The sequence below is a fragment of the Rhodococcus (subgen. Prescottella) equi genome (assembly GCF_003013675.1).
GTDB classification, from domain to species: Bacteria; Actinomycetota; Actinomycetes; order Mycobacteriales; family Mycobacteriaceae; genus Prescottella; species Prescottella equi.
Genome location: NZ_CP027793.1, coordinates 4,382,549 through 4,395,845, shown reverse-complemented (window position 1 = coordinate 4,395,845; position 13,297 = coordinate 4,382,549). Strand labels below are relative to the sequence as shown.

General features: G+C 68.8%; 14 protein-coding genes. 7 read left to right on the top strand and 7 right to left on the bottom strand.

Annotated elements, in window-relative coordinates; genetic code table 11:
• Nucleotides 1-15 precede the first annotated feature (15 nt).
• On the bottom strand, nucleotides 16-939 hold the full coding sequence (locus C7H75_RS20565) for an SDR family oxidoreductase (RefSeq protein WP_022597803.1): 924 nt from the start codon (nucleotides 937-939) through the stop codon (nucleotides 16-18).
• Nucleotides 936-1,400, bottom strand: a complete 465-nt coding sequence (locus C7H75_RS20560) for a pyridoxamine 5'-phosphate oxidase family protein (RefSeq protein ID WP_013417138.1) — start codon at nucleotides 1,398-1,400, stop codon at nucleotides 936-938. The genes C7H75_RS20565 and C7H75_RS20560 overlap by 4 nt, the downstream gene beginning before the upstream one ends.
• A gap of 62 nt (nucleotides 1,401-1,462) precedes the next feature.
• On the opposite strand from C7H75_RS20560, the gene C7H75_RS20555 reads away from it, so the two are divergent.
• The 3 genes from C7H75_RS20555 (at nucleotide 1,463) to C7H75_RS20545 (ending at nucleotide 3,829) form a co-directional block, all read left to right on the top strand.
• Nucleotides 1,463-2,422: a helix-turn-helix transcriptional regulator gene (locus C7H75_RS20555; protein WP_013417137.1), complete on the top strand. Its 960-nt coding sequence runs from the start codon at nucleotides 1,463-1,465 to the stop codon at nucleotides 2,420-2,422.
• Nucleotides 2,423-2,538: 116 nt separating this feature from the next.
• Complete coding sequence (locus C7H75_RS20550) at nucleotides 2,539-3,453, top strand: aminotransferase class IV (RefSeq protein ID WP_013417136.1); 915 nt, start codon at nucleotides 2,539-2,541, stop codon at nucleotides 3,451-3,453.
• A gap of 70 nt (nucleotides 3,454-3,523) precedes the next feature.
• Nucleotides 3,524-3,829, top strand: a complete 306-nt coding sequence (locus C7H75_RS20545) for a chorismate mutase (protein ID WP_005517775.1) — start codon at nucleotides 3,524-3,526, stop codon at nucleotides 3,827-3,829.
• A gap of 61 nt (nucleotides 3,830-3,890) precedes the next feature.
• Here C7H75_RS20545 and C7H75_RS20540 read toward each other — a convergent pair whose 3' ends face one another.
• Together C7H75_RS20540 and C7H75_RS20535 are read right to left on the bottom strand one after the other, a co-directional pair.
• Nucleotides 3,891-4,670, bottom strand: a complete 780-nt coding sequence (locus tag C7H75_RS20540; RefSeq protein WP_013417135.1) for a site-2 protease family protein — start codon at nucleotides 4,668-4,670, stop codon at nucleotides 3,891-3,893.
• 26 nt (nucleotides 4,671-4,696) lie between these two features.
• Nucleotides 4,697-5,371 (bottom strand): hypothetical protein, encoded by a 675-nt coding sequence (locus C7H75_RS20535; RefSeq protein WP_005517777.1) that lies wholly within the window; start codon nucleotides 5,369-5,371, stop codon nucleotides 4,697-4,699.
• 285 nt (nucleotides 5,372-5,656) lie between these two features.
• Between C7H75_RS20535 and C7H75_RS20530 the strand changes: the two genes are divergently transcribed.
• Both C7H75_RS20530 and C7H75_RS20525 read left to right on the top strand, forming a co-directional pair.
• Nucleotides 5,657-6,946 carry an adenylosuccinate synthase gene (locus tag C7H75_RS20530; RefSeq protein ID WP_005517780.1) on the top strand — a complete coding sequence of 430 codons (1,290 nt, stop codon included), beginning with the start codon at nucleotides 5,657-5,659 and terminating at the stop codon, nucleotides 6,944-6,946.
• 109 nt (nucleotides 6,947-7,055) lie between these two features.
• Nucleotides 7,056-7,667 carry a CG0192-related protein gene (locus tag C7H75_RS20525; protein WP_175280047.1) on the top strand — a complete coding sequence of 204 codons (612 nt, stop codon included), beginning with the start codon at nucleotides 7,056-7,058 and terminating at the stop codon, nucleotides 7,665-7,667.
• Between the two features lie 13 nt (nucleotides 7,668-7,680).
• Here the strand turns inward: C7H75_RS20525 and C7H75_RS20520 are convergent, their stop codons facing one another.
• Nucleotides 7,681-8,883 carry an NAD(P)/FAD-dependent oxidoreductase gene (locus tag C7H75_RS20520; protein ID WP_013417132.1) on the bottom strand — a complete coding sequence of 401 codons (1,203 nt, stop codon included), beginning with the start codon at nucleotides 8,881-8,883 and terminating at the stop codon, nucleotides 7,681-7,683.
• A gap of 193 nt (nucleotides 8,884-9,076) precedes the next feature.
• On the opposite strand from C7H75_RS20520, the gene C7H75_RS20515 reads away from it, so the two are divergent.
• Nucleotides 9,077-10,441 carry an ammonium transporter gene (locus C7H75_RS20515; RefSeq protein WP_022597784.1) on the top strand — a complete coding sequence of 455 codons (1,365 nt, stop codon included), beginning with the start codon at nucleotides 9,077-9,079 and terminating at the stop codon, nucleotides 10,439-10,441.
• Between the two features lie 136 nt (nucleotides 10,442-10,577).
• Nucleotides 10,578-11,120, top strand: coding sequence for a GbsR/MarR family transcriptional regulator (locus C7H75_RS20510; RefSeq protein WP_013417130.1), 543 nt, complete (start codon nucleotides 10,578-10,580; stop codon nucleotides 11,118-11,120).
• Here the strand turns inward: C7H75_RS20510 and C7H75_RS20505 are convergent, their stop codons facing one another.
• A complete protein-coding gene (locus tag C7H75_RS20505; protein WP_064057640.1) occupies nucleotides 11,121-12,152 on the bottom strand; it encodes an iron-siderophore ABC transporter substrate-binding protein in 1,032 nt (343 codons plus the stop codon). It abuts the gene before it with no gap.
• A 112-nt stretch (nucleotides 12,153-12,264) separates the two neighbouring features.
• Complete coding sequence (locus C7H75_RS20500) at nucleotides 12,265-12,912, bottom strand: helix-turn-helix domain-containing protein (protein WP_081205865.1); 648 nt, start codon at nucleotides 12,910-12,912, stop codon at nucleotides 12,265-12,267.
• Nucleotides 12,913-13,297: the final 385 nt, after the last annotated feature.

Sequence of the window (13,297 nt, the reverse complement as noted above, 5' to 3'; positions counted from 1 at the left end):
CGGACCGGCGGTCGCTCAGCGGTAGCCGTCGGTGTTCGCCGGCAGGTCGGGGTCCTGCACCTCGACGAGGTACCGCCAACAGTCGGGCCGGGAGCCGTCGACGTCGGTGACGCCGTACCGCTGCGCCAGTTGCCCGCTCGAGACGACCCGGCCGCTGAACTCGCCGACATCCGGGTCCCCGGCCAGCGCGGTCACCGCCCGGCCGACGAACGTCGGTGTCTCCGAGATCGCGAAGTGCGGCACCTGATCGAGGGCGTCGCGCCAGTTGTCCTCGGTGACGCCGAAGGCGTCGAGCATGTTCTCCGACCGCAGCCAGCCCGGCGTCACCGCGACGGCCGCGCCGCCGTGCGGGGCCAGCTCGTACGCCTGCGCGGTGGTCATCCGCTGGACGGCCGCTTTGACGAGGTCGTAGAAGAACCCGACCTGGTGCCGGTAGGCGACGTTGTACTCGGCGGTGCCGTCGGTCATCTCGACGACCAGTCCTCCCGGCCGGCGGATGAGCAGCGGGAGCGCGAAGTGACTCGTGATCACGTGGGTGTCGATTCCCATCCGCAGCATCCGCAGACCGCCGTCCAGGTCGTGCTCCCACAGTGTGGTGCCGAACTGGGCGTAGCGGTCGCCGCCGAAGATGTCGTTGACGAGGATGTCGAGGCGGCCGTGGTCGGCGTCGATGCGTTCGACCAGGGCGAGCACCTGATCGGGTTCGAGGTGGTCGACGCGCAGCGCGACGCCGTTCCCGCCGGCGGCCGCGATGAGCTCGCCGGTCTCCTCGATGGTCTCGGGTCGGCCGATCTCGGACCGGCCGTCGACCCGGCTGCTGCGTCCGGTCGCGTAGACGGTGGCGCCCGCGCGGGCCAGTTCGACGGCGATGGCCCGCCCCGCGCCGCGCGTCGCCCCGGCGACCAGCGCGACCTTCCCGGTGAGATCCGGCGCGCTCACCGGCTGGTCCTCACGACGTCGGCGCCGGGACGCCAGAGGTCGACGTGCAGGCGGTCGTCCGAGACGGTGGTGAGCACGACGTCGTCGATGCCGAGCTCGAAGATCTGTGCGTCGTCGCCGGGATTCTCCGGATAGGAGTCGAGGATCGCTCGCTTCTCTTCGCCGGTCAGCTCGCGGGCCCGGCCGGAGATCTTGGCGTCGCCGCCCTCCATGGTGTGGTGGCCGGGATTCGAGTGCAGCGCGTACCGCGGATCCCGGTGCAGATCCCGGACCTTCCGCGCGCCCGGCATCGATCCGAGGACCAGTAGACCGCGGAAGGTCTCGACCTCGGTGCCGCTCACGCGCGGCGAGCCGTCGGCGCGCAGCGTCGCCAGGACGTGGTGTCTGTGCGCGGTGAGCCGCGCGCGGACGGCGTCGGCCAGTGCCGGCGCCGCTTCGGTGAACTCCTGCCAGGTTGCCATGTCATCAGTGTGCGACCGCATCACTGACATCTTGTGTCAGTAATTTTCCGTAGGCTGCGGGCATGCGCTCGAGCCGGCTCCTCGACCTGATGCTGCGTCTGCAGGGCAGTCCCGGCGCCACTGCGGCACGGCTGGCGCAGCAGCTCGACGTCTCGGTCCGCACGGTCTACCGCGACGTCGCGGCGCTGCAGGCCGCCGGTGTGCCGGTGTGGACCGAGAGCGGCCCGGGCGGTGGCATCCGCCTGCTCGACGGCTGGCAGTCCAAGCTCAGCGGGATGACCGGGGCGGAGACGTCGGCGCTGATGCTGCTGGGTATCCCCGGGCTCGCCGACGATCTGGGTCTGGCGGACGTCACGGCCCGCGCGGAGTCGAAACTGCTGGGCGCGCTGCCACTTCCGCTGCGGACGGGTGCGTTGCTGTGGCGCGAGCGCCTGCACGTCGACGCGCCGGGCTGGTTCGCGAGGACGTCGGACACGGGCGAGTTGGCGGCTGTCGCGGCGGCGGTGCTGGAGGGTCGACGCCTGCGGATCCGCTATCGCAAGGGCGCGCGGGAGACGTCGCGCACGCTCGACCCGCTGGGCCTGGTCGCCAAGGCCGGCGTCTGGTATCTCGTTGCCCGGCATCGTGATCGCACGCTCTCGTACCGGGTGTCGCGGATCGACGCCGCGCAGATGCTGGACGAACGCGCGCGCCGGCCGGAGTCGTTCGACCTCGCCGCCTGGTGGTCGGCGTCGACCGCGGAGTTCGACCGGGCGTTGCTGCGCTTTCCGTGCCGGGTGCGGCTCTCCCCGTACGCGTGGCGTCGGCTGCCCGCGGTGGTGGGCGAGGAGGCCGCCAAGGTGCCGGCCTCCGATCCGGACGAACAGGGCTGGGTGACGGTCGATCTGAGGCTCGAGGCCGAGGACGTCGCGGCCGACCAGCTGTTCACCCTCGCGCCCGGCGTCGAGGTGCTGGCCCCGGCGAACCTGCGCGCGGCGCTGGCGACCGCGGCCCGGGAGGTGCTGCGACTCAACTCGACGTAGCGTGGGCGCCCGTTCCCGACGGCCGCAGCGGTGTTTGCGCGCCGGGGCACGAGCAGTGGACCCCCACGCCGAAACTCGCTGTCGCGTCCGAGCGCCGTTCCCTACGATCTCGGGGCATGGCTGATCCGCATCCCCACGTGTATTTCGGTGATCGACTCGTCCCGGCCGCCGAGGCCACCCTCGGTGTCGCGACCTCGGCGGTCCTCTACGGGCTCAGTGTCTACACGGTGTTCCCGGTCCACGTGGACGCCGGCGTGCGCTCGGCGTTCCGGTTGCGGGACCACTACCGGCGGCTCGTCGAGTCCTGCCGGATCATCGGCATCGACCGCTTCGCCGACGAGTGGAGCTTCGACCGGTTCGTGGCGGTGGCCGGGGAACTGGTCGCGGCGAACGCGCCCACCTCCGACGTCTTCGTCCGCGCCACCGTGCACGTCGACGAGTCGATCCCGGGCACCCGGGTGCGCGGCTGCCGCACCGTCGTGTCGATGTTCGTCTACGACGCGGTGCCGATCGTGCCGCAGGACGGGATGCGATTGGGGACGAGCACGTGGCGGCGGATCCCCGACTTCGCGATCCCGTCGCGGGCCAAGGTCAACGGCGCGTACGTGAACTCGGTGCTGGCCAAGCAGGGCGCGATCGACGCCGGCTACGACGACGCGATCTTCCTCGACGGCGCGGGGCACGTGTGCGAGCTGAGTGCGGCCAACATCTTCCTGGTGCGCGGCGGCACCCTGATCACCCCCGACGTCTCGTGCGACATCCTCGACGGCATCAACCGGCGCTCGGTGCTCACCCTCGCCGCGGAGGAGGGCATCCCCGTCGTGGAACGGGCCGTCGACCTCACCGAGCTCTACATCGCCGACGAGGTGTTCGCGACCGGGACGTCGGCCGGGGTGGCGCCGGTGGTGGAGGTGGACGGGCGGACCGTCGGGGAGGGTGTGCCGGGACCGGTGTGCGAGGTGCTGCGCAAGCGGCACGCGGCGGCGCTGCGCTCGGACGACGGCCGCGGATGGGTGTCCTACCTGCGGTGATGTGCGCCGGGCGAGATCGGGTAGTGAACTACCTACGTGCCTACGCGGACGTGTACCTAGCGTTTACGGCATGACCAGCGCACAGGCAACGAACATGTCGGCCACCCCCTCGGCAGACCGTCGATCGGACGTCGACATCGAGCAGCTTCGCAGCGAGATCGACCGCCTGGACGCACAGATTCTCGCGGCGATTCAGCAGCGCACCGAACTCTCCCGCCTGATCGGTGAGGTACGCATGCTCGGCGGCGGCACCCGCTTGGTGCACACCCGAGAAATGAGGGTGTTGTCGCGTTTCGACGACCTGGGACCGGAGGGCCACACACTCGCGCTGTTGCTCCTCCGGCTCGGGCGGGGGCGTCTGGGTCATGCCATGTGACCGGCCGACCCCGATCGGGAACCGATCGGGGTCGGTGCGGTCGCGTCCGTGATGTGGCGACTCAGCTGCGCCAGAACTGCATGAGGTAGTTGCCGAACATCGCGAAGACGTCGGGTACACCGGACAGTTCGAACAACCAGTAGATCGCGTCGAAGAAGACGGTGTTGATCTGCGGGACGAACAGCAGGGCGATCAGCAGGAGCAACCCGAACGGCTTGACCTTGTCGAGCGAGGCCCGCGTGCTCGGCTGCAGGTGCGGTTCGAGGGCGCCGTAGCCGTCCAGCCCGGGCACCGGCAGCAGATTCAGTACGGTCGCCATCACCTGCAGGAATGCCAGGAAGCTCAGTCCCCACCAGAACACCTGATGGTCGCCGTCGAGGCCGAACAGCCGTATGACCGCCAGCAGCACGATCGCGGCCACCGCGTTCACCGCCGGGCCGGCGAGGCTGACGCGGGTCTGCGTCCGCGGCGGCATCAGTCCGGTCTGCAGGTACACCGCGCCGCCGGGCAGACCTATGCCACCGAGCGCGAGGAACACCACCGGCAGGCCGATCGACAGCAGCGGCTGGGTGTACTTGCGCGGGTCGAGCGTCAGATAGCCGCGCATCACGACGTCGTGGTCGCCGTTCCGCCACGCCACGAAGGCGTGCGCGAACTCGTGCAGGCAGAGAGTGACGACCCAGCCGGCGACGACGAGCAGGAACACCCCGATGCGGCCCGACATCTCGTTGCCGGTCGCCCGCCACGCGAGGACACCGCCGACGGCGGCGATCGCCACGATGCCCAGGAACACCGGGCTCGGGCGGACGAGGCTGGCGCGGGGACGCGCGTCGGAGTACATGACCCCAGTATCCAGGCGGACGGGGCTCAGGCGGCGCAGACGAGCAGCCAGTCCTGGTCGTGCCGGTAGAACGTCGAACGCTTGACCGCGCGCGGGGTGCGGACGCCGTCGCGGGTGAGCACTGCGGCCGGTGAGCCGAGCTGGACGGCGCGTCCGGTCAGCCACCGGTGGCCACCGAACCAGCGGCGCTTGTCGACGGTGGCACGCAGGCCCGGCAGTTCGGGGGTGGGCACGATCCGCATGCCGGGCACGGTGCCGGAGAACAGGCGCTCGTCGTCGACGTAGGCCTCGCCGACCAGCTCGCCCGCGTGCTCGGAGCCGTAGACGAGGGCCTCGCCGACGAGCGCGATGCCGGCGTCGTCGCGGATCAGCGGCGTGGAACGGGCGACACCGGACACGGCGATCGTCGCGGCCTTGGAGCCGGTGCGCAGTCCGTAGGCGTGGGTGGCGTCGGTTCGTTCCTCGGGCACGTAGGCCAGTTCGACGTGCAGCCGATCGGTCCGCATCAGCCGGGTCAGCGCGGCCGCGAACGCGGCGTCGTCGCCGACGACGATCAGTCGCGGCTTCTCGGACGTCTCGATCTTGGCGAACGCCTCGTCGAAGTCGTCCTTGTCGGGCAGGGCCGGGACGCTCAGGACGTCGAGCGACCGCAGCGCCAGCGGTAGCGGCGCGTTGCCGCACTTGAGCACTACGGGAACCATGACACTCCTTGCTTGTCTCCGACGCGGCGGTTCGGATCGTGGCGTTGCGGAGGGTGGGCGAGCACGACGCGACCACCGCACGCAAGGGCATTTCGATGTCTACCCGAACCGACGCGGCCGCTGCAAACAGTCTGGGTGGTCGGAAGTGGTTTCGGTGCGCGTCGGGACACCTCGGGGGCTGGACGACGGTCGGTCTCGGCTAGACTGTGCGTCCGGCCACTGCCTACAGCACGGCAGGACCATGCAGTCGTACATGGCTGTACGTCGACCGTAGGAGACAGCGAAATGCCGGCAATCGTCCTCATCGGTGCCCAGTGGGGCGACGAGGGTAAGGGCAAAGCTACCGATCTACTGGGCGGACGCCTGCAGTGGGTCGTGCGGTACCAGGGCGGCAACAATGCCGGACACACCGTGGTGCTGCCGAACGGCGACAAGTTCGCGCTGCATCTGATTCCGTCGGGCATCCTCACCCCGGGCGTCACCAACGTGATCGGCAACGGCGTCGTGGTGGACCCGGGTGTGCTGCTGCAGGAGCTGGCGGGCCTCGAGGAGCGCAACGTCGACACCAGCGGGCTGCTGATCAGCGCCGATGCGCACCTGATCATGCCGTACCACGTGGCCATCGACAAGGTCACCGAGCGCTTCCTCGGCGCCAAGAAGATCGGCACCACGGGCCGCGGTATCGGCCCCTGCTACCAGGACAAGATCGCGCGTGTCGGTGTCCGCGTGGCCGACGTCCTGGACGAGAAGATCCTCACCCAGAAGGTCGAGGCCGCCCTGGAGTTCAAGAACCAGGTGCTCGTCAAGATCTACAACCGCAAGGCTCTCGACCCGCACCAGGTGGTCGACGAGGTGCTGACGCAGGCCGCCGGTTTCAAGCACCGGATCGCCGACACCCGCCTGCAGCTCAACCTGGCGCTCGAGCGCGGCGAGACCGTGCTGCTCGAGGGCTCGCAGGGCACTCTGCTCGACGTCGACCACGGCACCTATCCGTACGTGACGTCGTCGAACCCGACGTCCGGCGGCGCGTCGGTCGGTTCGGGCATCGGCCCCACCAAGATCGAGACGGTGCTCGGCATCCTCAAGGCGTACACGACGCGTGTCGGCTCGGGACCGTTCCCGACGGAGCTGTTCGACAACCACGGCGAGTACCTGGCCAAGCAGGGCGGCGAGGTGGGCGTCACCACCGGCCGCGCCCGCCGCACCGGCTGGTTCGACGCCGTGATCGCCCGCTACGCGACCCGCGTCAACGGCATCACCGACTACTTCCTCACCAAGCTCGACGTGCTGTCGAGCCTGGACACCATCCCGATCTGCGTCGGCTACGACGTGGACGGCGTGCGTGTCGACGAGATGCCGATGACGCAGACCGACGTCCACCACGCGAAGCCGATCTACGAGGAGATGCCGGGCTGGTGGGAGGACATCTCGCACTGCCGCACCTTCGAGGAGCTGCCGGTCAACGCGCAGAACTACGTGCTGCGGCTCGAGGAGCTGTCGGGCGCGCGGATCTCGTGCATCGGCGTCGGCCCGGGCCGCGACGAGACCATCGTCCGCCACGACATCCTGGCCTGACCTCACCCGCTCGTGTGTGACCGAATGTCACATGCGTTCAGTTCGACTGAACGCATGTGACATTCGGCGTTTCGGGATGCGGAGGCGCACGCCGGTTACCATCGGGGACATGGCCCTCCTCTACGCGGCACAGCTGTCACCCACCAAGCCGGAGCTGATCGCGGCCTGGCTCCCGTCGTCCCCGTACTACGACGGTGCGTCGCCGGCGATCGAGCCGATCGGCGCGTACCGGTTCGACGATCCGGACGGCGAGGTCGGCATCGAGGTGCATCTGGTGCGCGACGCCGACGGCACGCTCTGGCAGGTGCCGTTGACGTACCGCGCGGCGCCGCTGCCCGGCGCCCGCCCGGCCGGGGAGATGGAGCACTCGGTGCTCGGCCGCCGGTACGTCTACGACGCGACCACCGACCCGGTGTTCGTGCAGCAACTGCTCGATGCCGTCCACGGCGGCCGACACGAGGCGGACCAGTTCGTGCACGTCGACGACGCCGAGCCCCGGAAGATCGACAATTCCGCGCACGCGTGGGGGACGGGCGTCGCAGATGCCCCGGTCCCCGTCGTGTCCGACGTGCGGGTCTCCGCGGACGGCACCGACACCGTGATCGAGGCGGGTGGGACCACCGTGGTCGTGCACCATCGGCCGGTCGGCGGCGAGCCCACCGGGCCCGCGCTGCTGGGCGAATGGGGCGGTGGCCGAGGCGTTCTCGCGACGCTGCGCTGATTCGTCCGAGAGGTCAGCGCATCTCGCCGGCCCCGGCGTACGGGTGCAGGCTCACGAGTGGTTTGCCCTCGCCGAAGCGGCTGTAGCGGAAGTCGTTCCCGTCGACGGCGGGGTCGCTGCTGATCCCGTCGAGCAGTAGATCGGCCGCCAGACGCCCCACGGCCGGCGAGATCTTGAAGCCGTGGCCGCTGAAGCCGACGGCCAGGAACAGGCCTGCGGCGGGCGAGGGCCCGATGATCGGGTTGTAGTCGGGAGTGATGTCGTAACAGCCCGCGTACGACGACGCGAGTCGCGGATCCGGCATGTCGGGCAGGATGCGGTCGAGTCTGCCGATCGCGGTCTCGACGAAGTCCTCGGTCGCGCGGTTGGGATAGGCGTCCGGATCGGCGATCTCGGGATTCGAGTGATCGCTGTTGCCGACCAGCAGGTGACCGTTGGGTTCGCGTCGGATGTACTGCAAATTCACCAGATCCGAGAATGTCGGGACGTCGGGGGTGGGCGCACCCTGATCCACCAGCACCAGTTGCTCGCGCTGGGCCCGGATGGGCAGGTGGACGCCCGCGGTTGCGGCGAGGGCAGGACTCCACACCCCGGTCGCGAGTACGACGGTATCGCACAGAATCTCGGTTCCGTCGGCGCACAGGACGCCGCGGACGGCTCCGAAGTCGTCGGAGATCAGGCGAACAACGTTGGTGGACTGACGAATCCGTACGCCGAGCGCGCGGGCTCGGGCACCGTACGCCATACCGGTCATGTAGGCGTCGCCGTGACCGCCGAGCGGCTCGTAGGCGAAGCCTGCGAAGTCGTCGAGGTGGATTCCGGGCCACAGCGCGCGGACCGCGTCGGCGTCGACCAGGTCGACGGGAACGCCGAGCGTGCGGTGCATCTCGATGTTGGCGCGCAGGGGTTCGACGTTGTTCTCACCCACGCCGACGACGTATCCGGTCTGTCGGAATCCGATGTCGGTGCCGAAGATCTCGTCGGCCCGGCCGAACACCTCGACGCCGTACCACGCCATCGCGGCCAGCGACGGAACGCCGTAGTGGCAGCGCACGATTCCGCTGGACTTGCCCGTCATGCCCCCGCACAGGGTGTCCCGCTCGAGGACGAGCACGTCGGTCTCGCCGCGGTCGGCGAGTTGCCACGCGATGGCCAGGCCCTCGAGCCCGCCTCCGACGATCACGATCCGTGCGCGCTCCGTCGCCTTTTCTGTCATCTCCGACCTCCAGTCGCAAGGTTTCTTGATGAGAGACAGTGTTGCATGGAATGAAACAATGGCAACCCGCAGATCCTGTGCGGACCCCGTTACGCACTGTTCACCGCAGCTACTTGCAGGCCTTACAGCCGCCGTTCACTCTCGGGTGACCTCGATTCCCCGTGTAAGACGGGCCGACGCAAGGTGGGCAGATATGGAACAGGCTCTCGCGGCCGCCGACACCGCATGGTTATTGGCGGCATTCACGTTCGTGGCGTTGATGATCCCGGGTCTCGCGCTGTTCTACGGCGGCATGGTCAGCATCCGCAACTCCCTCAACATGATGATGATGACGTTCGGATCGTTCGCCGTCGTCGGTGTGCTGTGGGTGCTGTTCGGCTACTCGACGGTTCTCGGTAACTCGTTGGGCGGCTTGGGTATTCTCGGCGACCCACTCGAGTTCGTCGGACTCGGGCAACTGCTCGAGCCGTCCGCGGAGCCTGGCCTGCCGCCGGCGCTGGTGGCGGGATTCCAGATGTTGTTCGCGGCCATCACGGTCGCGCTCATCTCGGGTGCGCTGGCCGACCGCATCAAGTTCGGAGCGTGGATGCTCTTCGCCGGCCTGTGGGTCACGCTCGTGTATTTCCCCGTGGCCCACTGGGTGTTCGCGTTCGACTCCGACGACGGCAGCGTGGTCGGCGGCTGGATCGCGAACAAGTTGGGAGCCATCGACTTCGCGGGCGGCACCGCCGTCCACATCAACGCCGGTATCGCCGCGTTGGCGATGGTCCTGGTGCTCGGCAAGCGGCACGCTTTCCCGAACATGCCTCGGCCGCACAACCTTCCTCTGACGCTGCTGGGTGCGGGCATCCTGCTGTTCGGCTGGTTCGGCTTCAACGGTGGCTCCGCGCTCGCCGCCGACAATGCCGCGTCCGTCGTCGTGCTCAACACCGTGGCCGCTGCGTGCGCCGGCATCTGCGGGTGGCTGCTGGTGGAGCGAGTGCGGGAGGGACGCCCGACCTCGCTCGGCGCGGCGTCCGGACTCATCGCCGCGTTGGTTGCGATCACGCCGGCGTGTGGTGCGGTGTCGCCGATCGGTGCGCTCGTCATCGGCGCCGCCGCGGGTGCACTGTGCTGCTTCGCGGTGTCGCTCAAGTTCCGTCTCGGCTACGACGACGCCCTGGATGTAGTCGGCATCCACCTGGTCGGCGGCATCCTGGGCACGCTGCTGATCGGCCTGCTCGCGACGGAGGACGCCCCCAACGGTGTCGCGGGTCTGTTCTACGGCGGCGGCCTGGGGCTGCTGGGCAAGCAGGCGCTCGCGGTCGTCGTGGTGCTGGCCTACTCGTTCACGGTCACCTGGCTCATCGCGAAGGCAATCCAGGTCACCATCGGTCTGCGGGTACGCCCGGAGGACGAGCACGAGGGTCTCGACGTCACCGAGCACGGCGAGACCGCGTACGTGACCGAGACGATGGCCGTCACGGTGACAGGTTCGGGGCCGGTGGATCCGGTTGCCGTCGCGGACGCCGCCGAGGCGCTCGCGACGCGGGTCGCGACCACCGAGCAGCGCACGTAGATTCTCGAACGGTCCACGCGGCCGCCGTCCGTCATCCGACGGGCTGCGGCCGCGTCGCCATGTCGCGTCGCCCGCTCTGCCGTCGGCATAATGTTCGTCGGCAAGAGTTTCGGGAGACGGGATTTCGAGGCGGTACATGAGCGAGCGCACGAACACCGACGGCGGCGGCCCCGCGACCGGTGCGGACTTCTCGCGCTGGTTCGTCGAGCGGTTCGCCGACTACTGGCAGTCGGCGGGCGCTTCGCGCATCGAGGGACGGATCGCCGGGTACCTGCTCATCGACGACACTCCCGGCGTGACGGCCGAGGAACTGGCCACCGAACTGGGTGCGAGCCGCGGTTCGGTGTCGACGTACGTGCGCCGGCTGATCGACCGCGGATTCGTCAAGCTGGTCCGGAAACCACGGGACCGAACCCACTACTACGCAATGGATTCGGATGTGTGGGGTGGCTTTCTCGAGAACGAGCACGCGTATCTGGAGAATCAGCGGCGGCTGGCGGCCGAGGCGCTCGCGCACACCGATCCCGACGGGCCCGCGTACGAGCGGGTGCTGAACATGCGCGACTACATGGGCTGGATCATCGACAACCGGATGCTCCGCAGCGAGTGGAACCGCTTCAAGGCCGAACGCGACGGGCAGGCGCGCGCCGGCGGAGCATCCGGCGGAGACGACGAGTGATCAGTTGCCGAGCTGGGCGACAGCCCCGTCGATCATCGGGACGTAGCGCTCGAGCGACCACGGCACGGTGAGCGGATTGATCATCGAGGACCCGGTGACGAACGACTGATCCTCGGGCGCCACCACAGAGCCGCGTGCGATTGCGGGGATCTGACGGTAGACGGGCTGAGCCTCGATCTCCGCGCGGTTCGCGTCGTCGGAGTAGAACGTGAACAGCAGGTCGGAGTCCTTCAGCAGGTGCGCGTTCTCCAGACCGATCAGCGCGGAGTCGGTGCCCTCGGTCTCGGGCAGGGTGTTCACGATCGGGTCGACCTGCAATCCGAGGCCGCGCACCATCGCGACGCGCTGCTCGTCCGGGAAGAACACGCCCAGTGTGCCGGGGCCGGTGTTGTAGACGAACGAGAACGACACGTCCGCGTACTCGGGGTGTGCCGCCGTGGCATCGGCGAACTGCGCCTTGACCTTCGCGATCTCCTGATCGGCCTCGGGGGCCTTGCCCATCGCCTTCCCGATCACCCTGATCTGGTCCTCCCATGTGGTCGTCCACGCCTTCTCGGCGTACGCGACGGTGGGGGCCAGGGCGCTCAGGGCGTCGTACTGCTGCTGGGTGACACCCGACCACGGTGCGAGGATGAGGTCCGGGTCGAGCTTTGCGACGGCCTCGATGTCGATCTCGCTGCCGCCGGTGAACTGGACGGGCAATTGCGCGCCTCGGTCGGTGATCGCGTCGTGGATCCACGGCAGGTATCCGGTCTCGTCGCTGCCCCATTCGTAGGCCTCGATGCCCACCGGCACGGTGCCGAGGGCGATCGCGGTCTCCGCGGAGCCCTGGCCCAGCGTGACGATGCGTTCGGGTTCGGCGGTGATGACGGCCGTGCCGAGGGCGTGCTCGATCGTCACGGTTTCGAAGTCGCTGTCGGCGGACTCCGTGGTGGGCTCGCTCGAACCGCAGCCGGCGACGACGAGAGCCGCGGCTACCAGGCCGGACAGCAGGACGGACCGGCGAGCGGTTCGTGATCGAGCAGATCTCATGGAGGGGCCTTTCCACACGGGCGACGATGCGCGGTGAGCATAGGCTTACCTTCTATGAAATTTCAACTCAAATGAAAGTTCGGGTTGCGTCCGGGGATCCGCAGGCAACCCCTCACTCCTGATGGTTGTCCGGATAGGCGGTCACCGCGAGGAAGCGGATCGGCAACTGCACCAGATCGTTGGGCCCGTGCAGGCCCTCACCGTCGAGAAGCAGCGAGTCTCCGGGCTTCAGTCGGTACTCGCTCTCGCCGTGGCCGTAGATCATCTCGCCCTCGAGCATGTAGATCAGCTCGGTGCCCGGATGCTGGAAGAGCGGGAACACCTCGCTCGCGTCGGTGAGGGTGACGAGCACCGGTTCGAGCCGCTTGTGCTGTCCCCGCAGCGCGCCGAGCAGCTCGTAGTGGTGGCCGACGCGGGTGCCGCGTCCGACGATCACCGCGCCGCTGCCGGCCTCGACGAACACGGCGTCGCGCGTGGAATCGGCACCACGGAACAGTGACGTCACCGGCACGTCGAGGCCGGCAGCGAGGCGCGCGAGGGTGGACAGGCTGCACGACGTCTGCGCGTTCTCGATCTTGGACAGCATCGCCTTGGAGATGCCGACCTTCGTGGCCATGTCCCCCACCGAGAGTCCGCTCGCCAGGCGGAGTTTGCGGACCTGGGTCGCGATGACGCGCTCGAGGTCGACGCCAGTGGGGGTGTCGACGGGCACTTCGCGTTGCGCGGTGTCGTGGTGGACGGGGCGCTTGGACGGGCTCATTGCCTCACAGTAGCGTTCGGTCCACTGGCAGTGGACCTGACCCGGAGGGTGGGGGCTCCCGGGCGTGTCTCCGGCCGCCGCTCGGGCTGCGGCATCGCTCTCACCTGGGCCTGCGTGGAACACGAAAGTTTTTGTGGAGATGAGGGTTTAGATCTTCACCGCCTCCGGGTACAAGATCGATGTGCCCCTTCGTGGGGTACATGCATTGAACACCACACAGATTGGAGAAAACATGTCGGCCGAACTCGATGGCTTCCTCGGCATCATCAACAAGCTGCTGGCGTTCCTCGGATCGTCGGGTGAGGGGCAGACCCCGCCCACGGACCCGCAGGCCTGACCGGCCGCCGGGTACGAAGGCCGGGTCCCCGCGACGCGGGGGCCCGGC